The sequence below is a fragment of the Synechococcus sp. R70.1 genome (assembly GCF_047461675.1).
Taxonomy (GTDB): Bacteria; Cyanobacteriota; Cyanobacteriia; order Thermostichales; family Thermostichaceae; genus Thermostichus.
Genome location: NZ_JANSHR010000052.1, coordinates 124,118 through 146,557, shown reverse-complemented (window position 1 = coordinate 146,557; position 22,440 = coordinate 124,118). Strand labels below are relative to the sequence as shown.

Here is a 22,440-nt window from a genome sequence, read left to right as displayed (position 1 = left end):
AGTGGGGGGCCTTTTTTTGGGATCCCCCTGGTTGGGATTGGCGGGGAAGGCGGCGAGGGTAGAGACTGGGAGAGCTGAAGAGCTGAATCTTCGAAGAAGATGCACAAAGTCCCAGTGACCGTCATCACGGGATTTTTGGGATCCGGCAAGACGACGCTGATCCGTCACCTCCTGCTCAACAGCCGGGGTCGCCGCATCGCTGTTGTGGTCAACGAGTTTGGCGAAGTGGGCATCGATGGCGAGTTGCTGCGAGACTGCCAACTCTGCGAGGGAGAGGTCTCCATTCTGGAGCTGGTCAACGGCTGCCTCTGCTGCACAGTGCAGGAGGAGTTTTTGCCGACCCTGGAGGCGCTGCTGCAACGGCGGGCGGAGCTGGACAACATTGTTATTGAGACATCAGGGTTGGCTTTGCCCAAGCCGCTGGTGCAGGCTTTCCGCTGGCCAACGATTCGCACCGGTGCCACTGTGGATGCGGTGATTGCGGTGGTAGACGGCCAGGCGCTGGCTGCGGGGCAGCTTGTGGGGGATCTGGCGGCCCTGGAGGCCCAGCGGCAGGCAGACGAGAGCCTAGATCACGAGACGCCCATTGAGGAGCTGTTCGAGGATCAGCTAAGCTGTGCCGATCTGGTGTTGCTCACCAAGGTGGATCAGATTGCGCCGGCGGAGCGAGCGCAAGTGGAAAGCTGGCTGCGCCAAAAATTGCGCCCTGAGGTTCAAGTCCTCCCTTGCGAGCGGGGCCAGGTTGCCCCAGAAGTGCTCCTGGGCTTCAACGCAGCCGTGGAAGATCAACTCGAGCGCCGCCCCAGCCACCACGACCACGGGGAGGAGCACGAGCACGAGGCCTTTGAGTCTTTCTGCCTAAGCCTGGAGGGAGGCTATGAGCCGGGATCCCTAGTTGCCCAGTTGCGTCAACTGGCGCAAGAGGAATGCCTCTACCGGGTGAAGGGCTTCGTAGCCGTGCCCCACAAGCCAATGCGCCTGGTGCTGCAGGGGGTGGGAGGGCGATTTGAAACCTACTACGATCGCCCTTGGCGCCCCCAAGAGCCGCGTTTAACCCGCCTGGTGTTCATTGGACAGAGACTTAACCGGGCGCGCATTGCCGCAGAGCTTCAGGCCCTAGCTGCCACCCGCTGATCCCTGGGATCCCTCAAGAGCGGCCTAGAGGTAGGCCTCCAGGAGGGAGGCTACAGTGGGGAAGCGGCAGGGCAAACCCAGGGCTGCTGGCGAAAGGGCGGGATAGACAAAGTGGCGGTGGCGCAGACAATACTCATCCCACTCTGAAAGCCGCACCCCAAACAGAAAAGCCAGGCGGCGGAGGAAGCCGATGGGCAGAGGCAGGCGGAAGTAGATCCGCTTTTTGAGATAGGCGCACACCTGTTCCACGCACTCGTCTAGGGAGAGGGGAGGATTGCCCAACACCCAATCGCCGCCACCGGGCGGATGGGCCACCCAGTAAGCCACCATCTCGGCCACATCGGCAGCGTGGATGAAGTGGAAGCTGGCATCCACCCGCAAAAAGCGGATGAGATCCAGCCAGCGGAGCACATCCTTGAGGCCGGCAGTGATGTGGGAGTAGGGGTGGTAGGGGCTACCGCCAAACAGCAGGGTGGGATAGAGCGTGAGCAGGCGATCCGGCCAGAAGCAGCTTTCCTGCCGCCGCAGTAGCATCTCGTACTTGCTGCGGATGTAGTCGGTTCCGGCCTGGCCAGCAATGGCCAAGGGCTCGAGAGCCTGGTTCAAAAGGCTGGCTGTGGAAAAGTAGATCACCTGCTGACAGCGCTGGGGATCCAGCAGCTGAAAGAGCTCCAAGGTGTGGGTAACATTCACCGCCCAAGCCAGCGAGGGATCCCCCCAAGCCGCTGCCATGTGGATTAACCCATGCATCTGCCGCAGCAAGGCGGCGTGTTCTCTAATGTGCAGGAGATCGCCATGCACCAAGGTAATGGGAGCAGGCAGCCGCTCCAGGGGCAGCCGCAGGCGGCTGGGATTGCGGACAAGGACGTACAGGTGGTAAGCGGGCCGCTCCGGAAACTCGGGATCTCTTTGCTGGGCTAGGCGTTCCAACACATAGTGCCCTAAGCAGCCGCTAGCGCCAGTAAGAAACAGGTTTCGCAAGAGCTCTTCCCAACAAGACTCGGTGAAAAAAGCTTCTGACTAGTGTACCGCTTTAGTCATTCATAGCATGATAGGTGGCCACCGCTGACGGCGATACACGGTTTAAGTAGCGGAAGATCCAGTACTTAAAGAGCGTATCTAGAAAAACTGGAAAAGTGGCAATAAAGCCGTAGATGAAATTGCGGTTTTCGGGCAAACCCAGGTGCTCAGCTAGACTACTTAGCAAGACTTCCCAGCCATGGGGAGAGTGATAGCCAACAAACACATCGGTGAAGAGAATGATGATGAAAGCCTTGGCGCTATCGCTCAGGCCATAGATTAGGCGATCTAGAAAGGACTTAAGAACTTCAATTTCTTCACGCCCGACAAAGACTAGCCAGCCAAATGCCGCCAGGGATAGCAAGTCGGCAAGGATGTTTTTTGGGCCTTCCAAGTTCTTACGGCTGTATTTTTGCAGCAGCTCCTCTGCTTTCAGGGAAAGTTGATCCTCCAACTCTGAGTCCAGCTCTTCTCGAGGTTGGTGACGTAAAGCCCGCTCAAACTCCATTTTTTCCTTGAAAAGCTCAAATTCCGCAACAGCTCTTTCTTGAAGTTCGTGGCTTAAAGCCACAAGGGTAGGCTCCTGAGGCTGCAGCCGATCCACCAACGGCCCAAACAGAAAGTGCTTCGAGAAAATCTGGACAATTAGCGGCAAAATGGCCAGCAGCAACAAAAACCGAACTGCCACCAGTGTGCGCGTGCGTTGGCTGCGGTACTCCTGGAGCAACTCTTCTTCTGCCTGTGAACTTAACTCTCGGCGAATCTGCCTAGCTGTGCGCAAAAGGGAGCGAGGCAGGACGGCTGTTTTAGAAGCAACGGGGGCACTGCCATCCTCAAGAGGGGTCTTGTCAGCCTTGATGGGTTGAGCAGCAGGCTCTGCCTGAGTTGACTCGTCTTGCTCTTGAGGCTGGAGCCGCGTGGCGCTGACCTTGAGTGGAGGGGCAGGGCGCTTGTAGCGGGAGATAACCTGATCGATAAACTCTAGCTTCTCCAAAATGGAAGGATCCCTCTCAGCCCCCTTGCCCTTGGTTGTGGAGGGGCTGCTCTTGGCACTGAGATCCTCGGCGTCGTTGACTTCTGCAGCAACGCGAGGGCCACTGCCATCTAGCTCAGGATCGGGCGGGCGGGAAAAGAGACTGCTGGCTCTAAATTCTGCTAGACTAAGGCTAATCTGCCGCAGGTGCTGGCGCAGTTGGATTTGAAAGTAGTGGCTGGTGTTTTGGCCGTGGCTTCCGTTGCTGCCGATGACTCCTCCCTGGAAGTAGCGGTCTTCAATGGCTTTGATGCGAAGGGCAGCTTGATAGGCCCGATCAAGGGAGCGGAGGGGAGTACTTGAGATCCACTGGCCGAGCCTGGTCAGTACGGATTTCCCCATAGGGCGGTTTTTCTCAGGCCTGACTTTTCAATGGCTAGCTATTGTAACAACTCCCAAGAGGCCAGGCAGGGAACTGCCCTGCAGGAGTTAGGGTTTAGGATCCCTTGAAGTGCTTGAGGGCAAAGCCACAGATCTGCAGCAGCCGCAAGCCGTCGCGCAGATGGTGGATATTGGAGCGGCCATAGGTTCTGGGGAAATAGCGCACTGGAATGTCGAGGATCTTGAGGGTGCGCTTGGCCGCCCCTAGCAACAGGTCGAAATCGCCAAAGGGATCAAAATTCCCCCATTCTTGCCGCAGCTTGGCAATTTGCCAGTAGTCCTCCCGCCAGAGGGCCTTGGTGCCGCAGAGGGTATCTTTGACGCGAATGCCAAGGATGTAGGAAAGAAGAGCAGCAAAAAAGCGGTTGGCCCACTGGTTCAGGCGCGGCATCGCCTCCGGCTTTAGCGGATAAATGAGTCGGCAACCGTTGGCAAAATCACAGCGCCCGGAAGCCACGGCCCGGAAGAACTTGGGGAGGTCTTCCGCCTGAACAGTTAGGTCGGCGTCGAGAATGATCACCACGTCGCCCCTGGCTGCGGCAAACCCCTGGCGCACCGCATCCCCTTTGCCCTTGCCCTCTTGCCGGAGAGCCTGGATGGGACGGATCCCTTGGTATTCGGCCTGAACCCGCTGAATCTCGGCCCAAGTGTCGTCGCTGGAATGCCCCTCTACGAAAAGGATCTCGGTGCGGGATCCCATCTCGGGCAGCTGCTCCACGCAGCGGCGAATGTTGCCAGCTTCGTTGCGAGCTGGAATGATCACGGTGCAAGAGGGCTGTTTCTCAGGGGGGGGATCCCAGTTGGGATCCGGTTGGAGGCGGGCAATCGTGTATTCCGTCAGGCAGAGGGCGTTGATCCCTGGCAAGGGGGCAATCACGCGGTTCACCAGAGTTGAAAGCAGGGGAATTCGCCGCGGCAACAACAACCGCTTGCCCTGCTGGATAACCTCATACCCCGCCAGATGGAGCAAATTGGCCACATCAGCTGCCGAGAGCCAGTTGGCTGCTGGCAGGGGCCTGCGCTGCCTTAGAAGGGTTGCCAAGTTCAGAAGCGGCTCCCAAAGGGGGTTGTGATGGGAAAGAATAAGGCGAGTGCGGCGGGTGCAGAAACAGCGCAACTGCTCAAGAACCTGCTGAATATCCCTCAGGTAGCTGAGAGTATTGACGAGCAAAATGGCGTCAAAAGGCTGGGCCAAGACCGGATCCCGCTTGTCCAACCTCTGGAGATCCTGTAGGCGAAAGTGGAGGTGGGGAAATTGCTGCTGGGCCTGGGCAATGACCTCGGCATCTTGGTCGATCCCCACTCCAACACTGGGCCGCAAAGCGTTGAGCAGAGCCCCTGTACCGCAGCCAATCTCCAGAATGCGCAGACCTGGAGGCAGAAAGAAGCGGAGCAGCCGCTCCAGATCCTCGTAGTAGTAACGGTTCTTCTGCTGCCAGTAGTGAAGAGGGCATCTAGAGGCTGGCAATAGACTTTGGGAAAGCTGATTTTTTGCAAAGCTCAAGGCCTAACCTTTGCCGCCGCTGCTCAAAGGTTTGCCCGCGGTCAAGCCCTTTGCCAAGGCTTTAGCGGCGACGCACCCTGTCCCTATAGCTAACAATCACGATGGCGCCAAAGAGAAGACCCAGCACTACAGCGCCGTACACCAGGCTCCAGAGGAAGCTAGCCAATGAGGGAGTCATAGAAAGGTTTCCTCCTCAGGCAAATAGCCATTTCCACCTGCCCTTCAATTATACCCAGCTTCGTGACCCTGGTTTGCCTCCGTCTCCTAGCGGGGAGACCCTACGGGCTAGCTTGGTATTCCAGGTGTACCTCCTCTAGCGTTTGCCTGGTGCCGGCAAGGGGGTTGTCCGGAGTTAAGAAGAGCAGACAGTGGCATTCTTTTCGCTCCCGCATGGGTACGCAGGGACAGTTCCAATAGCCAGCTTTCACCTCCGCCTCTTTGTCTTCGTAGAAGCGGCAAGGACAGAGCGGGGCGCCCAGTTGCTCTTTGTGCAGAGCTAGACCCTCAATCACCGCTGTCGTAATTGCGGGGTCGGAGCAGAAAAAAGTGCCGGTGCGTTTGGCGTAGGTTTCTGCAAAATGCCGCATCACCTCGAAGGTTCTCTGCGAGGCCTTGTTGTAACCACGACTTTGATTTTCCATACCGATTCCCAGGGGTGTAACCAGTAATCCGGGCTACCTCGCTCTTCGTTGTACAGCAGACTCCTGCTCAACACGAACAAAAACGGCCTTGCTGTTACACAAGGCAACATTTTGAGACAACTTCAACACACTCCCCGGAAAGAGAAGGCCTGCTCTTCAGGGTACTACCAACACTGGGCAAGGGGAGAGGTCGATGACCCGGTGGCTGACGGATTCGTTTTTCCGGCCTTCGGCTAGGCTGATGCCGCGGGATCCCATCACGATTAGGCTAATCTCCAGCTCGTCGGCCACGTCGCAGATGACGAAGGGAACTTTTCCCTCGCGATACTCGCTCTTGACGTTTTGGATCCCAATCTGCTGCAGGCCAGCCTCAGCGTGTTTGAGCAGGTTGTGGATAGTTTGGCGGGCTTGCTCCACCTGCTCTGGGTCTAGCTCTGTACTGTCTAGGACGGAGAGCAGATATACCTGACTCTTGTAACGCTGCGCTATGTCCGCCACCAGCGGCAGGGCATGGCTGGTTTCCCGCGAGTTGTCGATGGGAAAGAGCAGTCTTTCGAACATAGTCGCAGATTCCCCCTCCACCCCACCCGGACTACTCTGCCTATTCTACTTCCGCTTCTCTTGAAACAGGGGCAAGCCGTTAAAGTTTTCCGGAAGCAAAGGGATCTAGGGGCGAAAATCCACTAGTCTATTGGCAATTGGGCTTTGGCCAGAACTGTCTAGCCAATTGCTGAGGTGCAACTGTGGAAACGGCCATCGAGTGGATTACCGCCCATGAGATCCTCGACTCGCGGGGACAACCGACCTTAGAAGCTCTGGTGGGCCTGGCCAATGGAGCAACCGGCTTGGCCCAGGTGCCCAGTGGCGCTTCGACTGGCACTTTTGAGGCTCACGAGCTGCGGGATGGGGATCCCAGGCGCTACAGCGGCAAGGGCGTGTTGAGGGCGGTGGAAAACATTCTTGGCCCCATCCAGTCGGAGCTGCGGGGAGAAGATGCCCTCAACCAAGCCCGCATCGACCAGTTGATGATCGATCTGGATGGCACCCCCAACAAGTCGCAACTGGGAGCCAATGCCATCTTGGCGGTCTCTTTGGCCACGGCTAAGGCGGCTGCCAATGCGGTGGGCCTGCCTTTGTACAGGTACCTGGGCGGACCCTTTGCCAACCTGCTGCCAGTGCCGCTCATGAATGTGCTCAACGGCGGCGCCCACGCCGACAACAACCTCGATATTCAAGAGTTCATGCTCGTGCCCATTGGGGCACCCAGCTTTCGCGAGGCGCTGCGCTATGGGGCGGAGGTGTTTGCGGCGCTAAAGCAAGTGCTGCAACAGAAGGGGCTGTCCACGGGGGTAGGAGATGAGGGGGGATTTGCCCCCAACCTCGACTCCAACGCTGCCGCTTTGGATCTGTTGATAACCGCTATTGAACGAGCGGGCTACAAGCCAGGGGAAGAGGTCGCCTTGGCCCTGGATGTAGCGGCCAATGAACTGCTGGAGGATGGGCAGTACCACTTTGAGGGCAAAGCCCGCAGCGCCGAGCAGATGGTCAATTACTACGAGCAACTGCTAGCCAACTATCCCATCCTTTCCATTGAAGATGGTCTGGCCGAAGAAGATTGGGCTGGCTGGCAGGCCATGACTGCTCAACTGGGATCTCGCGTGCAACTGGTAGGGGACGACCTGTTTGTTACCAACCCAGCTCGGCTGCAGAAAGGCATCGACAGCGGTGTGGCCAACGCCATTTTGATCAAGCTCAACCAGATTGGCACGCTGACAGAAACGGTCTCGACCCTTCAACTGGCCGCTCAGGCGGGCTTTCGCACCATCATCAGCCACCGCTCCGGCGAGACGGAAGACACCACCATTGCCGACCTGGCGGTGGCCGCCCGCGCCGGCCAGATCAAAACCGGATCCCTTTGTCGCAGCGAGCGCATTGCCAAGTACAACCAACTGCTGCGCATCGAAGACGAGCTGGGGGAAGCAGCCGTCTATGCTGGTCGGGTGGGCCTGGGCCCTCGGGCCTTGCCGGCGCGAAGTCGCTAGTCGGTCTGGATCCCCAGCACCTCCACCAAAAAGGCCCAGCGGTCGGCGGTCTCTTCGATAAGCTTGGTGGTGGGCTTGCCGGCTCCGTGGCCGGCTTTGGTGTCGATGCGAATGAGGATGGGCTGGGATCCCCCCTGGGCTGCTTGCAGGGCAGCGGCAAACTTAAAGCTGTGGGCCGGCACCACGCGGTCGTCGTGATCGGCGGTGGTAATTAGGGTGGCGGGATAGGCAGTGCCGGGCTTGAGGTTGTGCAGGGGGGAATAGGCGTAGAGGGCCTTGAACTCCTCTGGGTCCTCCGGGGATCCATACTCCGAGATCCAGGCCCAGCCGATGGTGAACTTGTGAAAGCGCAGCATGTCGAACACCCCCACGGCGGGCAGGGCTGCCGCAAAGAGATCCGGCCTTTGGGTCAGGCAAGCCCCTACCAAGAGGCCGCCGTTGCTGCCACCAGAGATGGCCAATTTGGAGGGGTTGGTGTAGCCATGGGCTATTAGCCACTCAGCCGCGGCGATGAAGTCGTCGAACACCTTTTGCTTGTTGAGCTTGGTGCCCGCCTGGTGCCAGGCTTCCCCGTATTCGCCGCCGCCGCGCAAATTGGGCTGGGCGTAAACCCCTCCCATCTCCAGCCAGGCCACCAGGCCCACCGAAAAGCTGGGAGTCAGGGAGATGCCAAAGCCGCCGTAGCCGTACAGCAGGGTCGGGTGATCCCCTGTCCGAGCCAGGCCACGGCGGTGGACGAGGAACATGGGGATGCGGGTGCCGTCTTTGCTAGGGTAGAACACCTGCTGCACCTCATAGGCTTGGGGATCGAAGTCCACCTGCGGTTGACGGAATAGGGTGCTCCTGCCAGTGGTGAAGTCGTAGCGGTAGATGGTGGGCGGGGTGGTGAAGCTGGTGAAGGTATAGAAGGTTTCGGTGTCATAGCGTTTGCCGCCAAAGCCGCTGGCGGATCCCAGCCCTGGCAAGGGAATTTCCCCCAGGTAGGTGCCGTCTAGAGCAAAGGTCTTGATCTGGGTGTGGGCGTCTTTGAGGTAGAAGGCAACAAACTGGTTGTTGATGAGGCTAACCCCTTGCAGGGTCTCCTCGGCTTCAGGGATCACCTCTTGCACCTGCCCTGGGTTGTCAAGATCAATGGCCACCAGTCGCCGCCGGGGGGCGTCGAGGTCGGTGAGCAGCCAAAAGCGGGAGCCGTCGTTGCCGACAAAGCTGTACTCGGCCTCGAACTCGCGGATAAGCTCCACCACCGGCAAGTTGGGATCCCGCAGGTCTTTGTAGAAGAGGAGGTTTTTGGGATCCGTGCCCCGCCAGACGGAGATGATGAGGTAGTTGCCATCTTCGGTAACCCCGCCGGCAAAGCCCCACTCTTTTTGGTCAGGGCGGTGGTAGATTAAGAGATCTTCCGACTGGGGAGTGCCCAGGCGGTGGTAGTAGAGCTTTTGGAAGTAGTTGGCGCTTTCGTATTCCCTGCCAGGGGGCGGCTCGTCGTAGCGGCTGTAGAAAAACCCCTGTCCGTCCGGCGTCCAGCTGGCCCCAGAGAACTTAATCCAGCGCAAGTGATCCGGCAGGTCTTCTCCCGTTTCAATATCGCGCACCTTCCACTCTTGCCAGTCGGAGCCGGAGCGGGAGAGGCCATAGGCCAAGTAGCGCCCATCGCGGCTGATGGCAATGCCCGAAAGGGCCACGGTGCCATCTTCGGAAAGGGTGTTGGGATCTAGCAAAACCCGGGCCTCGGCCTCCAGGCTCTCTTGGGTATAGAGAACGCTCTGGTTTTGCAGGCCGTCGTTTTTGAAGTAGAAGTAGCGGCCCCCTTCTTTGAAAGGCTGGCTGTATTTTTCGTAGTTCCAGAGCTGGGTTAGGCGCTCCAGGAGCCGCTGCCGCGCCGGGATCCGCTGCAAGTAGTCAAAGGTAAGCTGGTTTTGCGCCTCGATCCAGGCCCGCGTCCGCTCAGAGTCCAGATCCTCCAGCCAGCGATAGGGATCCGGCACTGGCTGGCCATGGTAGATGTCGACAACGGTGGGATCCGGATGGCTAGGAGGGTAGTTGAGCATAGAGACGGAGAGCAAGAGGCCAATTCCACTATGGCAGAAGCCTAAAACCGCCGGGGGGCAAGCCTCGCTATAGTAGAAGCCGAGTTGTGCAGACAGGTTTTGTGCTTCCGCGTTCCCCGGTTGGACGGATTGGCGCCTATCCCTTGGGCGAGGGCCGCTATCGCTTCTCGGTTTGGGCGCCTTTGGTTGAGCGAGTCGAGCTAAAGCTGACTAGCCCCGTCCGACGGCTCATCCCTCTGACCCAAGATGAGCAGGGCTACTGGCAGGGGGAGGTGGAGGGGATCCCGCCTGGGCCGGTGGACTACCTCTACCGCCTGCACACCGCAGCGGGGGTGGTGGAGCGGCCAGATCCTGCTTCCCGCTGCCAGCCCTACGGCGTCCATGGCCCCTCGCGGGTGGTGGATCCCCACTTTGACTGGCAGGATCAGGGGTGGAAGGGGATCCCTCTCTCCCAGTGGATCCTCTACGAGCTGCACGTGGGCACCTTTACCCCGGAGGGCACTTTTGCCGCCATCATTCCTCGCCTGCCGCAACTTGTGGAGCTGGGGGTCAACGTATTGGAGCTGATGCCGGTAGCCCAGTTTCCAGGGGAGCGCAACTGGGGCTATGACGGCGTCTATCCCTATGCCGTGCAGACTAGCTATGGGGGAGCAGCGGGCCTGAAAGCGTTGGTGAACGCCTGCCATCAGCAGGGCCTGGCTGTCGTCTTGGATGTGGTCTACAACCACCTGGGTCCGGAGGGGAACTACTTGGGGGATTTCGGCCCCTACTTTGCCGACAAGTACCGTACGCCGTGGGGGAAGGCCATGAACTTCGACGGCCCCTATTCGGACGGGGTGCGGGAGTTTTTCCTGCAAAACGCCGAGTACTGGCTGGAGGAGTTTCACCTGGATGGCCTGCGGCTGGACGCGGTGCATGCCATCTACGACTTCAGCGCCTACCCTTTTTTGCAGGAATTGGCGGAGCGGGTGGATGCCCTAGAAGCGCGCACGGGCTGGCCCAGGGTGCTTGTAGCTGAAAGCGACCTCAACGACGTCCGCCTCATCACCCCCCGCAAGCAAGGGGGCTACGGGCTAGACGCCCAGTGGTGCGACGACTTTCATCACTCGGTTCACACCCTGCTTACTGGGGAAAAGACAGGCTACTACCAAGACTTCGGCCAATTGGAGCACCTGGCCAAGGCCTACCGGGAGAGCTACGTCTACTCCGGCCAGTACTCCCGCTACCGACTCCGCCGCCACGGCAATTCCGCCGTCAGCAGGCCAGGATCCCAGTTTGTCATCTGCATTCAAAACCACGACCAGGTGGGCAACCGCATGTTGGGGGAGCGCCTCAGCCAGCTCACCTCCTTTGCGGGCCTGAAGTTGGCCGCCGCTGCCCTGCTGCTAGCTCCCATGTTGCCGCTGCTGTTTATGGGGGAAGAGTATGGGGAGGTGGCCCCCTTTCTCTACTTCATCAGCCACGGGGATCCCAACCTGGTGAAAGCGGTGCGCCAGGGACGCCGCCGCGAGTTCAGCGCCTTTGCCTGGCAGGGCGAGCCCCCGGATCCCCAGGCAGAGGAGACCTTCTTGCGCTCCAAGCTGAACTGGGAGTTGAAGGAGGCCGGTCACCACCAGGTTCTCTGGAAGTGGTACCAGACCCTGATCCGGCTGCGCAAAACCCAACCGGCCCTCCAGCACCTAGAGCGGGAGGGGGTGGAAGTGGAGCTGTTTTCCGGCTCTGGCCTGGCCCTGCACCGCCGCCAGGGATCCCAGTCTTTGCTTGCCCTTTTCAATTTCAGCCCCGATCAGCCGGCCACCTACACCGATTGGCGCGGCAGTTGGGAGAAGCTTTTGGACAGCCACGAGGCGCAGTGGCTGGGCCCTGGATCCTCCCTGCCGGCAAAAAGCCAAGGGGATCCCGTTGAAGTGCCACCCTATGGGGTGGTGGTGTACAGCCAGAATAGGTAATCCCGACCGCAGCCGTAGCGCCAGGCCTCTCGCCGCCGTTTCCAGAAGTAGTCCTTTGGATCCACTTCCAGGCGGTCGGCTAGCCTTTGCAAGAGCTCGTAGAGGCCAAGGGCGGCAAAGTGCCCCACCCAGTCCAGCAGCTCCGGCAGCCCCAGCCGAGGCAGGAGCGCGGCCACCAGTGCCGGATCTCGGCTCATCACCCCCCACAGGGCCTGGGCCAAGCCGCCAAGCTGCACCACATCCTGCAAAAAGGGCTGCACCACCTGGGGTCCGGCGGCAACCATGGCTTCAAATACCCTGCTCAACAGGCGGTTAATGCTATGGGGATCCCAGTTTTCCTCTCCCAAAGGAGGGATCATTGCTTTTTGAAACAGCCAAGTTACCGCCAAATTGGGCTGGTAGGGCTGCAGCAGGGCCAAGGCCGGCCGATCCAACTGCCGCTGGGCTAGAGCCTCGTGGATCCCCTGTTGCAGACGATCCAGATGGCGCAACATTGCCCCAAAGCCGCCAAAGCTCAAAGGCGACTGGCTGCCGCTACTGTCTCCTACTGCCAGGAGGCGATCCCAGGGCAGTTGCAGGGGGCTGCGCCGGTAGGCGGGGAAAACGCCACACAGCTTGCGCACCCAGCGGATTTGCTCCAGCTCAACCCCCTGGTAGGCAGGCAGTAGCCGGCAGTAGTCTTCCCAGAGCCTCTTTAGACTCGGTCGGCGGGGATCCCGGTCGCAGTAGGTAAACAGATAGGTGGTGCGGCCCTCGCGGGCAGGGAAGGCCTCCCAGAAGGGCTGGTAGCCGTTCTGGGCTGGGGTAAAGCTGTAGAACAGATCCCCCGTGGGTTGCTCCGGCAGACCCTGGGCACAGGATCCCACCACCAGACAGACGCTGTCCGGCGGCTGCCCTTGGCGAGCCTGGGCCACGATGGGGGAGCGGTGCCCCATGGCATCCACCAGGAGCTGGGCGCTGAGCTGGCCGGTGGTGGTCTGGATGCGGATCCCGTCGGGGTGGATTGTGGCGCCAAGAAAGCCAGTTTGCTCCTGCAACTGCCCTCCCCAGTCTAGGAAGTGCTGCTTGAGGAACTCCAGCAAGCTGACTGGATCCACGCCTACATTGAGCACCCCTTCCACCCACCAGGTAGGGCCCTCCCCAAAGCCAATGCGCCCTCGGGGGTAGTGGGTCACCTGCACCGCCTCCCATTCGGTTGGGGTGAGCAGCTCCAGCTCCAACAGCACTTGTAGCTCCCGCCGGGAGGTGTTCCACTCCTGCTCCCGCCCCCGCAGGATGCCGCGCTCAATTAGGATCACCCGCCAGCCCCGCTTGGCCAAGGCCGCTCCCAAGAGAAGCCCCAGGGTGCCGCCGGCAATTACCACATCGGCATCGGGGCTGCCCAGACCCTCAGAACAGCAGTGAACCACCGCCGGGGGCAGCACCGTTGGTTTCTGCCGCAGGGATCCCCACCAGGCCTCCAAGGCAGGCAGAGTTTCAGGTGGGGAGACGAGTTCAGCCATGGCGGGAAGGACTAGGCTAGACCAAGCCGCGGCTGCGGAGGCGACGGTAGATCAAAACCAGCGTATCCGCCTCGCCCACGTTGCCCGGAAACAGCACTACCGGCAAGTTGGGAAAGCGGGGATGGTCTGCTGGCGTGAGCACCATGGAGATCCCTGGGTAGATCTGCCCCAGCAGCCGCACCGCTGGCAGGTTGAGGCCAACGCTGAGGATGTTGTTGGAGGTAATGCCGCCCTTGCTGATGAGATAGCCGATCCCTTCCGGCAGCCCCTGCACAATGGCCATCAACAGGCGGGAAACTCTCTGCCCAAAGGCCAGCCGTGCCTCCGGGTTGGCGCCGTCAAACCCCACTTCTTCCCGGCTGGTGTAGACCACCGGCGTCAGGCCCTGCCCGTAGGCGCGGTGGACTTGCTCCAGGATTGCCGGCAGCAGCTCGGCTTCCTTCCCCGGCTCCAAGAGCCGCCTTACCTCCACCTCGATGCCCTGGATCCCTGGCTCCTGGAGCAGGCGGGCCAACTGCTGGCTGGTCTTTTGGACATGGGATCCCACGATCACCACCCCTGACCGGTCAGAGCGGACAAACTGCCCCATCTCTTCTGGCGGAACCGGCTGCGGCGGCAACTGGGCCAAAGCCGTCAAGAGGCTGGCGGCGCTGCGAAACAAAAAGCGCTTCCCCTGCTCTATGGCCGCCCAGACATCCTGGGCAAAACGATCCAGATCTGCCTGGGTTTCTCCATCCACCACACAGCAGACATTCCCCCCTAGGCCTAAAAGCTGCTCCAGACAGCCAGCGCGAATCTGCTCTAGAGTCAATCGCACCACCTGCTCGGCCCGGATCCGCCCCTGGGTCTTTTCCTGCACATACTCGGGCAAATAGCTGTGGTGGTAGCCAAACACCGCATCGCGGGCAAACTCCGTCTCATGGACTGGCACCCAGCGGCCCTCCACCCGTAGATAATGGACACTGTTGCGGGTGATGCGTCCTCCTTCAAAAAAGGCTGGCACCAGGAAGTGGGCATCAAAAGGCCCCAGCTCCGCCGCCATCACATCCGTCTCCAAGGGATAGTGCCCGCGCAGCGTCGAGTCGGAGCGGCTGATAAAAAGGGCCCGCTCCCACCCCAGCTCTCCCATGGCCTGCTTCAGGGCCCGGCAGACCGACCGCGTCACCTCGGCAGCCTCCGCCGCTGGCAGGGATCGCGTGTTGGTGAGGATAAAGCGAATTGGCGAGCTATCCTGCAACCCCAACTTGAGCGTTTCCAGATCCCAGCGGGTCAGCAGCAGGCAGCTATGGACAGTCTGGGATCCGGTAGGGTCATCGTCCAAAACGACAATGGGGAGACGGCTCATCCCTGTCCTCCAGCGCGGAGAGTGGGAGCCAGTTTTCCACTGCTCAAGAAAAGTTTGCCATGATTAAAATGAAATTTACAGGAAATGAAATTTACAGGCTCTGGAAGCTGCAAACGACAGCAGCTATTCCCAGGGAGAAAGCCATGGAGCAAGCTGAGCTGCAACTTCAGATCAAGCGGATTCAGCAGGATGTGCTGCGCATGGGGGCGCTGGCGGAAAAATCGCTAGTCTTGGCTCAGCAAGCTCTCTTTGAACAGAACTTAGCTGCCGCCGAACAGGCCATCGACCAAGACAAGCAAATCGACCGCTTCTATCGTCAAATCGAGAAAGACTGTATTGACCTCATCGCCTTGCGCTCGCCAGTGGCGCGGGATCTGCGCTGGATCAGCACCTTGATGCAGCTGGTTCGGGATCTGGAGCGAATTGGCGACTACGCCAAAGACTTGGCTGAGGTGGCTTTGCGCCTGGCTCTCTACCCCCCGCCGCCCCAGCTGGGGCGCATTCGCGTGATGATGCGGCGCTGCCAGAAAATGCTCAGCCATAGTCTTGCGGCCCTGACGGAATTGGATGCCGAGCTGGGCCGACAACTCAAGCGGGAGGACGACGCCGTTGATGAAGATTACACCAACCTTTACAATACGTTGGCGCAGCAGTCTGACGTCAAGGGATCCATCGAGCCTATCCTATTGATGTTGCTGGCTATTCGCTACCTGGAGCGGCTAGCTGACCACAGCACCAACATTGGCCAGCGGGTGGCGTTCATCGTCACGGGCCACCGCGACTAGCTTCAAGGCGTTGAGTTTGCAGGTTCTGCTCCTCTCTGCTTCCCTGCAATGGACTTCTCTCGGATTTTTCATCATTTTCTCTCCCAACCTGCCGAGCAATGGAGCGATAGAGAGACGCTGCTAGCCCTTGTGCCAACTTCTGATCCCGAAGCAGTGGCAATGCTGGACATTGCCCTCGATGGACTAGTGCGGGCGGGGTTTCTTGAACGAGCGGGGGATCCGCCTCGCTACCGGCGTAAGCCGGATGAATCCTTGGTCGTGGGGCGGTTGCGCTGCTCCAACAAGGGCTTTTGCTTTGCCGTTCGGGATGAACCGGGGGCAGAGGATGTGTACATCCACGGCAGCAACCTCAATGGCGCTTGGAATGGCGACCAAGTGATAGCCCGGATTACCAAAGAAGGCAATCGCCGCCGCAGCCCCGAGGGAGAGGTGGTGGCTGTAGTGGAGCGAGCCAACCCTACGCTGGTGGGCCGTCTCAAGCAGACGGAGGAAGGCTTTCGGGTAGTGCCCCTGGATGACCGGCTGCCGTTTGAGCTCGTCTTGAGCGAGCCGGATCCCTCCTCCCCAGCGCCTGTTTCTGAGCTGGCTGAGGGTCGGCTGGCCTATGTAGAGGTGAAGCGCTACCCCCTTGGCAACCTGCCGCCGGTGGGCAGCATCCGCAAGATTTTGGGCCATGGTCCCGAGGCTTCTATCGACGTGGATCTGGTCTGCTGTAAGTACGACCTGCCCCAGGAGTTTCCCCCGGCGGTGTTGGAAGCGGCAGCAGCCTTGCCCAAAAAGCTAAGCCGCCCTGACCAAAAGGGCCGTCTGGATCTACGGGATTGGTTTTGCATCACCCTAGAACCGCTGGACTTGCAGCACCCCCACGGCCTCGAGCCCAATGTGGCCGTCTCCCTCCAGCGGCAAGAAGAGGGCCACTGGCTGCTAGGGGTGCACATTGCCGACGTGGCCCACTGGCTGGATCCGGATCACCCGCTGGAGCAGGAGGCGCAGCGGCGCACCGCCACGGTTTACCTGGATAGCGTGGTGCTGCCCCTTTTCCCGCCGGAAGTGCATAGCCGCCTGGCTCTCTTGCCGCAGCAGGAGCGCCTGGCCTATTCGCTGCTAATCACCATTGACGCCGAGGGGGTGGTGCGGAACTTCGAGATCCACCCCAGCCTGGTGCGGTCACGGGCCCACCTCTCCTACGGCCAGGTGCAGGCGCTTTTGGCCACTGCTGCGGATCTTGGCCCCGAGGAGGAGGTGCCAGAATTGATGGCCCTGCTGCAAAACCTGCTCCGTCTTAGCCAAATCCTGCGGGTCAAGCGCCACCAAGCCGGCGGGTTCGACCTGCCGCTTTTGGACCTGCTCACCCCCTACTCTGCCGACGAGAGCGGCTACGGGCCCCTCCTGATTAGCGATCGCCTTGGCGCCCACGCCCTGATGACCGAAATTCTTCTGCTGGCCAACCAAGTTCTGGGCCACCACCTGCGCCGGCTGGGGATCCCCTCTTTGGCCCGCGTGCAGAAGCCCCCCACCGCCGAGGCCCTGCAGAACTTCCTGCGCCTGGCCAACGCCATGAAGCTGGATCTGAACTTGCAGGAGCCGGAGACGGTAACGCTGGCCGATTGGCAGCGGATCTGTGCCCGCATCACTGCCCCCGATGTGTTGGCCGCGGGGACTAGCCCAGCCTTGGTGGCCCAGTTGGTGGCTACTCTGCCCCCCGTCGAGTATTGCCTGCAGCCTCTGCAGGAGCCGCTTGGACATTTTGGCCTGGGTCTCAAAGAGCCCTATGCCTCTTTTACTGCCCCTTTGCGCCGCTATGCCGATTTGCTCAACTTGCGGGCTCTGGGTCTGGCTCTAAGCAAAGGGCGCAATCGGCGTAGCCCTCGCTCCAAAACCGTGGTGGATCTGCACAGCCCCAGCGGCTACGACCAACTTGATTGGCAGGTGCTGCCGCCAAAAGTGCAGGAGGAGTGGCAGGCCTTTCTCCAAGCGCAACTGCCCAAAATCCAGGCGGGGTATCAGCTCCACCAACAGGCAGAGCGGGAGCTGATGGGCTTGAAGCGGTGCGAGTTTATGCAAAAACACCTCGGGGAGACGTTCCCCGGCCTGATCGTCGGCGTCCAGAGCTACGGCTTTTTCGTGCTAGTAGACCCCATTTTGGCAGAAGGGCTGGTGCGGGTGAGCACCTTGAAAAACGATTGGTACGAATACCGCAAACAAGCCCTGGTGGGGCGAAAAACCCGGCGCCAGTTCCGCCTTGGGGACCGGGTGGAGGTGCAGGTCAAGAACGTGGATTACTACCGCCAACAGATTGACCTGGCGGTGATTGGCGAGGGACGGCCCTGCGAAGAGGAGGAATGAGGCGGGGATCCCTCCCCCGAGGGACGGTTGTTACGAACTCCAACTTTGGCCCAATGGGCGATATCTGGATTGAGAGAACACCTTGCGAACTCCTATGCAGCCCACCAATCCCAACCAATTTACCGAGAAAGCCTGGAGCGCCCTGGTTCAATCCCAGGATGTAGCCCGACGCCACCAACAGCAGCAGTTGGAAACTGAGCACCTGCTTATCTCGCTTTTGGACCAAGAGGGCGGCCTTGCGCCGACCATTCTACAGCGGGCTGGCATTGAGCCAAGGCGGGTGCGGGATCGCGTCGAGGCTTTCATCAACCAGCAGCCAAAATTGGCGCGGGTGGATCAGCTCTACCTGGGCCGCGGCCTGGAGACCACCCTGGATCGGGCCGAGGAGTTTCGCAAAGAGTATGGCGATGATTTCATCTCGGTGGAGCACCTGCTCCTAGGAGCCCTAGACGACGAGCGGGTGGGCAAGCGGGTTCTAGCACCCCTGGGCTTGACGGTCGAGCGCCTTAAACCTGTCATTCAGCAAGTGCGAGGCAAGCAGCGGGTTACCGACAAAAACCCGGAGGCCCGCTACGAAGCCCTGGAGCGCTATGGCCGCGACCTTACCAAGGCTGCTCGCGAAGGGAAGCTGGATCCGGTCATTGGGCGGGACGAGGAGATCCGCCGGGTCATTCAGGTGCTCTCCCGCCGCACCAAAAACAACCCCGTGCTCATCGGCGAGCCGGGCGTGGGCAAAACCGCCATTGTCGAGGGCCTGGCCCAGCGCATCAACCGGGGAGATGTGCCGGAGTCGTTGAAAAACCGGCGGGTCATTGCCTTGGACATGGGATCCCTGATTGCTGGGGCCAAGTACCGCGGCGAATTTGAAGATCGCCTCAAGGCCGTGCTGAAGGAGGTTACCGAATCGGAGGGCCAGATCATCCTCTTCATTGACGAGCTGCACACGGTGGTAGGGGCAGGGGCCGCCGAGGGAGCCATGGATGCTGGCAACCTGCTCAAGCCCATGCTGGCCCGCGGTGAGTTGCGCTGCATTGGCGCCACCACCCTGGATGAGTACCGCAAGTACATTGAAAAAGACGCTGCCCTGGAGCGCCGCTTCCAGCCGGTGTATGTGGATCAGCCCTCCGTGGAAGACACCATCTCCATCCTGCGCGGCCTCAAGGAGCGCTACGAGCTGCACCACGGAGTAAAAATCAGCGATTCGGCCCTGGTGGCAGCGGCGGTTCTCTCCAACCGCTACATTTCCGAGCGCTTTTTGCCTGACAAGGCCATTGACCTAGTGGATGAGGCAGCGGCCAAGCTCAAGATGGAGATTACCTCCAAGCCCGTCGAGCTAGACGAGATTGACCGGCGCATCATGCAACTGCAGATGGAGGAGCTCTCCCTCAAGAAAGAAGATGACCCCGCCTCCAAGGAGCGCTTGGGCAAAATTGAGCAGGAGCTAGCCAACTTGATGGAGCGGCAGCGGGAGCTGAGCGCCCGTTGGCAAATGGAAAAAGAGGCCATCGAGCGCCTGCAAAACCTCAAGGCCGAACGGGACGCTGTCAAGCTGCAGATTGAGCAAGCCGAGCAGAAGTACGACCTCAATCGGGCTGCCGAGCTCAAATACGGCAAGCTGATGGAGCTGGAGCGCCAAATCCAAGAACAGGAGGCCTACCTGGCCAAGCTGCAGGCCAACGGCGAGCCCTTGCTGCGGGAACAGGTGACGCCCGAAGACATTGCCGAGATTGTTTCCCGCTGGACCGGGATCCCGGTCACTAGCCTAATGGAGTCGGAAAAGCAAAAGCTGCTGCGCCTAGAAGCCCATTTGCACCAGCGGGTGGTGGGCCAAGACGAGGCGGTAGCAGCAGTAGCGGCAGCCATCCGGCGGGCCCGAGCCGGCCTCAAGGATCCCAATCGGCCCATTGGCTCGTTCCTGTTCATGGGCCCCACTGGCGTCGGCAAAACCGAGCTGGCCCGCGCCTTGGCGGAGTTCCTCTTCGACAGCTCCGAGGCAATGGTGCGCCTCGACATGTCGGAGTATATGGAGAAACACTCGGTCTCCCGCCTCATCGGTGCTCCGCCGGGCTATGTGGGCTACGAAGAAGGCGGGCAGCTTTCCGAAGCGGTGCGGCGCCGCCCCTACTCGGTGGTGCTCTTTGACGAGGTGGAAAAAGCCCATCCCGATGTTTTCAACATCCTGCTGCAGGTGCTTGATGATGGCCGCATCACCGACTCCCAGGGCAGGACGGTGGACTTCAAAAACACCATCATCATCATGACCAGTAACATTGGCAGCGAGCTCATCCTAGAAATCGGGGGCGACGAAAGCCGCTATGAGGAGATGAAAAGCCAGGTGCTGACTCTGTTGCGGCAGCACTTCCGGCCGGAGTTCCTCAACCGCGTGGACGAGATCATCATCTTCCACGCCCTCACCCGAGAGCAAATCCGCCAGATCGTCAGCCTGCAGATGCGGCGGGTGGAGCAGTTGCTGGCGGATCAGCAAATCGAGCTCCTGCTTACCGAAGAGGCCAAGAGCTACTTGGCCGAGCTGGGCTACGACCCCATGTTTGGGGCCCGCCCGCTGAAGCGGGTGATTCAGCGGGAGATCGAAAACCCCATCGCCACCAAGCTGCTGGAAAACGAGTTCCTGCCTGGCGACCGCATCTTGGTGGATGTGGCCAACGAGCGGCTGGTCTTCCGCAAGATTGGCTCTCAGCCCCGCCAGGAGCCGCCTGCGGCCGTAGCCGTCAGCTAGACCTGTTACAAGCTGATGGTCAGGTGGGTTGTCTTTCAAGGCCGCGTAGAGGTCGGGGAAGCAGCCCACCTGCACGCCTTTGACCACGTTTTTAGGAACGCAGTAGCCCGGCTCCTTGCGCCCACGTCCCTGGGCGTCGCACCACTTGGGTTCCCCTTCCGCCAGGTTGCGCTCCAGGGCGCACATGTCGCACATCATCAGCAAAATGTTTTGCGCTTCGGCAATCTTGGCTAGGCGCTCGCCGATGGGATCCCCCTGCCGCAAGACAAAGCAGTTGTCGTCGAAAAAGAACATGCCCACCACTTCTGCGCCGTGGACTCCCGCCTCAAGCTGCGGCAGGATCATCTGGCCTAGCTTGTAGGTGCCGCCGCGGGGGGTAATGAATACGTAAGCAACTTTCACGGCTAATTTGCTCCAATCGTCACCAGCTATGATTATCACTGATTATCACTTAGGCAAGCCACTTGCGCCCACGGCGATGCAGAGAGGGCAGGTTCAAGCCCCTCACTCTAGCTTTTTTCTAGAGCTCTGCCTCCCAAAGCCTTACTGGCACCAGTTCCAGACCGACCAAGAGGTCGTGGAAGCCGTCTTGCCGCTTTCCCAAACCCGCTCACCCTCCGCTCGGGGAGCTGCCCATCGTCCACTCAAATCGCTTACGACCCTCGACTGGCGCAAGCAAGATTGTTCCCTCCCTCTACGTGCTCGCTAAGCCAAGGTGCTCGACAAGCCAAAACTGGGCACGAGGGTTCCTGCGGATTTTAGCCAAACCAGAGGGATGTAAGGCTGAGCTAAGGGAAAGCTAGCAAGGGTGTCAATCTTGACTTAGACAAGCCAACAATCGCTATCTGCCCCTAGGGAGGTTACCGGGCCGCTGCAGGGCATAGACCTAGCTCTTCTTGTAGTAATCAGGACCTTTGTTGACAAAGTCCAGGGTGTAGGCAGCTCGGTAGTTGATAGTTGGCTCAAAGACGCCTGCTACAGTCATGGTCTCAAAGAAGCTTTGCCAACGTTCGTGGGTCATGGCGCCAATGCCCTTTTCCAGGGCGTCGCCAGACAAAATGATGCCGTACTCTTTCAACTTCTCAAAGCTGTAGGCCAACTGCTCATCGGTCATCTCTGGGTTATCCCGCTTGATGAGGCGATAGGCGGGGCGAGGATCCTCGAGAAAGCTGTACCAGCCCTTGATGGAGGCATCGACAAATCGCTGCACCAAGTCAGGCTTGGTTTCCACCAATTGGCGCCGCGTCTCGATGGTGGTGGCATAGGGGTTGTAGCCGTAGTCGGCCAGGAGAAAAATGACTGGCTTAAACCCTCCTTGTTTTTCGATGGCAAAAGGCTCAGAGGTGAGGTACCCCTGCTGGGCAGAGCTGGGATCGGCCAAGAAGGGGCCAGGGTTGAAGTTGTAGGGGCGGGTTTGGTCGTCAGTAAAGCCGTACTTGGCTTTCAGGAAGGGCCAGTAGGTGGTAAAGGCCCCCTTGGATACGAAAATGGGTCGGCCCTTGAGCTCCTCCAGGCGCTTGGTGCCGGGATGGGCCAGGAGAACCTGCGGGTCTTTTTGGAAAATAGCCGCCACGCAGATGAGCGGGATCCCTTCCCGCACAGCGTTGATGACTCCCGCGCTTCCCCCCATGGCAAAGTCAGCAGCTCCACCGGCCAAAATCTGGGTGATGTTGACCTGGGGGCTGCCCATCTTGATGGTGACGTCTAGCCCGTACTCGCGGTAAATGCCTGTGGCCACCGCCTGATAGAAGCCGCCATGCTCCGCTTGGGCATACCAGTTGGTAGCATAGGAAACTCGGTCGAGCTTGGATCTCTGCGCCACGATGAGGGTGGGGGAAGTTCGCCGCTGCGCTTGAGCACCTGCTGCGGCCAGCAAACTGCCTCCCAGCGCGGCAGCTCCTGCTTTGAGCAACTGACGACGGCTGAAAGTGCCACTATTGGACTTAGGGGATCCAGCCGAGGCCATAAGCAAA

Annotated in this window: 16 protein-coding genes and 1 pseudogene; 6 read left to right on the top strand and 11 right to left on the bottom strand. The window is 60.0% G+C overall.

Translation table 11 applies throughout. The features are described 5' to 3' along the window. Window positions 1–99 precede the first annotated feature (99 nt). Window positions 100–1,134, top strand: coding sequence for a cobalamin biosynthesis protein CobW (gene cobW / locus NW807_RS07430; RefSeq protein WP_414425703.1), 1,035 nt, complete (start codon window positions 100–102; stop codon window positions 1,132–1,134). Between the two features lie 24 nt (window positions 1,135–1,158). Here cobW and NW807_RS07425 read toward each other — a convergent pair whose 3' ends face one another. The 6 genes from NW807_RS07425 to NW807_RS07400 all read right to left on the bottom strand — a co-directional run bounded on the left by NW807_RS07425 (window position 1,159) and on the right by NW807_RS07400 (window position 6,274). Next, window positions 1,159–2,115, bottom strand: coding sequence for an NAD-dependent epimerase/dehydratase family protein (locus NW807_RS07425; RefSeq protein ID WP_414394766.1), 957 nt, complete (start codon window positions 2,113–2,115; stop codon window positions 1,159–1,161). A gap of 52 nt (window positions 2,116–2,167) precedes the next feature. After that, complete coding sequence (gene pxcA, locus NW807_RS07420; RefSeq protein ID WP_414425702.1) at window positions 2,168–3,529, bottom strand: proton extrusion protein PcxA; 1,362 nt, start codon at window positions 3,527–3,529, stop codon at window positions 2,168–2,170. Window positions 3,530–3,623: 94 nt separating this feature from the next. Continuing rightward, entirely contained in the window at window positions 3,624–5,072 is a 1,449-nt protein-coding gene (locus NW807_RS07415; RefSeq protein WP_414425701.1) for a glycosyltransferase, read from the bottom strand. 61 nt (window positions 5,073–5,133) lie between these two features. After that, complete coding sequence (locus NW807_RS07410; protein WP_414361544.1) at window positions 5,134–5,250, bottom strand: photosystem II reaction center X protein; 117 nt, start codon at window positions 5,248–5,250, stop codon at window positions 5,134–5,136. Window positions 5,251–5,350: 100 nt separating this feature from the next. Beyond that, the gene (locus tag NW807_RS07405; protein WP_414394761.1) at window positions 5,351–5,713 is read right to left on the bottom strand and encodes a ferredoxin-thioredoxin reductase catalytic domain-containing protein; all 363 of its coding nucleotides are present in this window, start codon (window positions 5,711–5,713) and stop codon (window positions 5,351–5,353) included. Window positions 5,714–5,869: 156 nt separating this feature from the next. Then, the gene (locus NW807_RS07400; protein ID WP_414394759.1) at window positions 5,870–6,274 is read right to left on the bottom strand and encodes a universal stress protein; all 405 of its coding nucleotides are present in this window, start codon (window positions 6,272–6,274) and stop codon (window positions 5,870–5,872) included. Window positions 6,275–6,456: 182 nt separating this feature from the next. Here NW807_RS07400 and eno point away from each other — a divergent pair, with 182 nt between their 5' ends. Next, window positions 6,457–7,755 carry a phosphopyruvate hydratase gene (gene eno / locus NW807_RS07395; protein WP_414425700.1) on the top strand — a complete coding sequence of 433 codons (1,299 nt, stop codon included), beginning with the start codon at window positions 6,457–6,459 and terminating at the stop codon, window positions 7,753–7,755. On the opposite strand, the gene NW807_RS07390 is transcribed toward eno, so the two are convergent. Beyond that, on the bottom strand, window positions 7,752–9,818 hold the full coding sequence (locus tag NW807_RS07390) for a prolyl oligopeptidase family serine peptidase (RefSeq protein WP_414425699.1): 2,067 nt from the start codon (window positions 9,816–9,818) through the stop codon (window positions 7,752–7,754). The genes eno and NW807_RS07390 overlap by 4 nt on opposite strands. An 86-nt stretch (window positions 9,819–9,904) precedes the next feature. On the opposite strand from NW807_RS07390, the gene treZ reads away from it, so the two are divergent. Beyond that, window positions 9,905–11,752, top strand: a complete 1,848-nt coding sequence (gene treZ / locus NW807_RS07385; protein ID WP_414425698.1) for a malto-oligosyltrehalose trehalohydrolase — start codon at window positions 9,905–9,907, stop codon at window positions 11,750–11,752. Here the strand turns inward: treZ and NW807_RS07380 are convergent. Together NW807_RS07380 and NW807_RS07375 are read right to left on the bottom strand one after the other, a co-directional pair. Then, window positions 11,719–13,254 (bottom strand): FAD-binding oxidoreductase, encoded by a 1,536-nt coding sequence (locus tag NW807_RS07380; protein WP_414425697.1) that lies wholly within the window; start codon window positions 13,252–13,254, stop codon window positions 11,719–11,721. The two genes, treZ and NW807_RS07380, sit on opposite strands and share 34 nt — an antisense overlap. Before the next feature lie 16 nt (window positions 13,255–13,270). Next, window positions 13,271–14,599, bottom strand: a complete 1,329-nt coding sequence (locus NW807_RS07375; RefSeq protein ID WP_414425696.1) for a four-carbon acid sugar kinase family protein — start codon at window positions 14,597–14,599, stop codon at window positions 13,271–13,273. Window positions 14,600–14,742: 143 nt separating this feature from the next. Between NW807_RS07375 and phoU the strand changes: the two genes are divergently transcribed. From phoU to clpB, 3 genes are all read left to right on the top strand, one after another. Beyond that, window positions 14,743–15,384 (top strand): phosphate signaling complex protein PhoU, encoded by a 642-nt coding sequence (gene phoU, locus NW807_RS07370; RefSeq protein ID WP_414394749.1) that lies wholly within the window; start codon window positions 14,743–14,745, stop codon window positions 15,382–15,384. A 129-nt stretch (window positions 15,385–15,513) separates the two neighbouring features. Further along, a complete protein-coding gene (locus NW807_RS07365; RefSeq protein ID WP_414425695.1) occupies window positions 15,514–17,730 on the top strand; it encodes a ribonuclease R family protein in 2,217 nt (738 codons plus the stop codon). A 94-nt stretch (window positions 17,731–17,824) separates the two neighbouring features. Next, window positions 17,825–20,467 carry an ATP-dependent chaperone ClpB gene (gene clpB, locus NW807_RS07360; protein ID WP_414425694.1) on the top strand — a complete coding sequence of 881 codons (2,643 nt, stop codon included), beginning with the start codon at window positions 17,825–17,827 and terminating at the stop codon, window positions 20,465–20,467. Between the two features lie 18 nt (window positions 20,468–20,485). Here clpB and NW807_RS07355 read toward each other — a convergent pair. Then, window positions 20,486–20,869: pseudogene (locus tag NW807_RS07355) on the bottom strand (SaoD/DsrE family protein); the annotation flags it as partial. 484 nt (window positions 20,870–21,353) lie between these two features. Next, the gene (locus NW807_RS07350) at window positions 21,354–22,433 is read right to left on the bottom strand and encodes an ABC transporter substrate-binding protein (protein ID WP_414425693.1); all 1,080 of its coding nucleotides are present in this window, start codon (window positions 22,431–22,433) and stop codon (window positions 21,354–21,356) included. Window positions 22,434–22,440: the final 7 nt, after the last annotated feature.

Bases quoted from the DNA above. Each gene is read 5' to 3' on its own strand.
- cobW (WP_414425703.1), top strand. From the start codon at position 100: ATGCACAAAGTCCCAGTGACCGTCATCACGGGATTTTTGGGATCCGGC.
- pxcA (WP_414425702.1), bottom strand. From the start codon at position 3,529: ATGGGGAAATCCGTACTGACCAGGCTCGGCCAGTGGATCTCAAGTACT.
- NW807_RS07410 (WP_414361544.1), bottom strand. From the start codon at position 5,250: ATGACTCCCTCATTGGCTAGCTTCCTCTGGAGCCTGGTGTACGGCGCT.
- NW807_RS07405 (WP_414394761.1), bottom strand. From the start codon at position 5,713: ATGGAAAATCAAAGTCGTGGTTACAACAAGGCCTCGCAGAGAACCTTC.
- NW807_RS07400 (WP_414394759.1), bottom strand. From the start codon at position 6,274: ATGTTCGAAAGACTGCTCTTTCCCATCGACAACTCGCGGGAAACCAGC.
- NW807_RS07380 (WP_414425697.1), bottom strand. From the start codon at position 13,254: ATGGCTGAACTCGTCTCCCCACCTGAAACTCTGCCTGCCTTGGAGGCC.
- NW807_RS07375 (WP_414425696.1), bottom strand. From the start codon at position 14,599: ATGAGCCGTCTCCCCATTGTCGTTTTGGACGATGACCCTACCGGATCC.
- phoU (WP_414394749.1), top strand. From the start codon at position 14,743: ATGGAGCAAGCTGAGCTGCAACTTCAGATCAAGCGGATTCAGCAGGAT.
- clpB (WP_414425694.1), top strand. From the start codon at position 17,825: ATGCAGCCCACCAATCCCAACCAATTTACCGAGAAAGCCTGGAGCGCC.
- NW807_RS07350 (WP_414425693.1), bottom strand. From the start codon at position 22,433: ATGGCCTCGGCTGGATCCCCTAAGTCCAATAGTGGCACTTTCAGCCGT.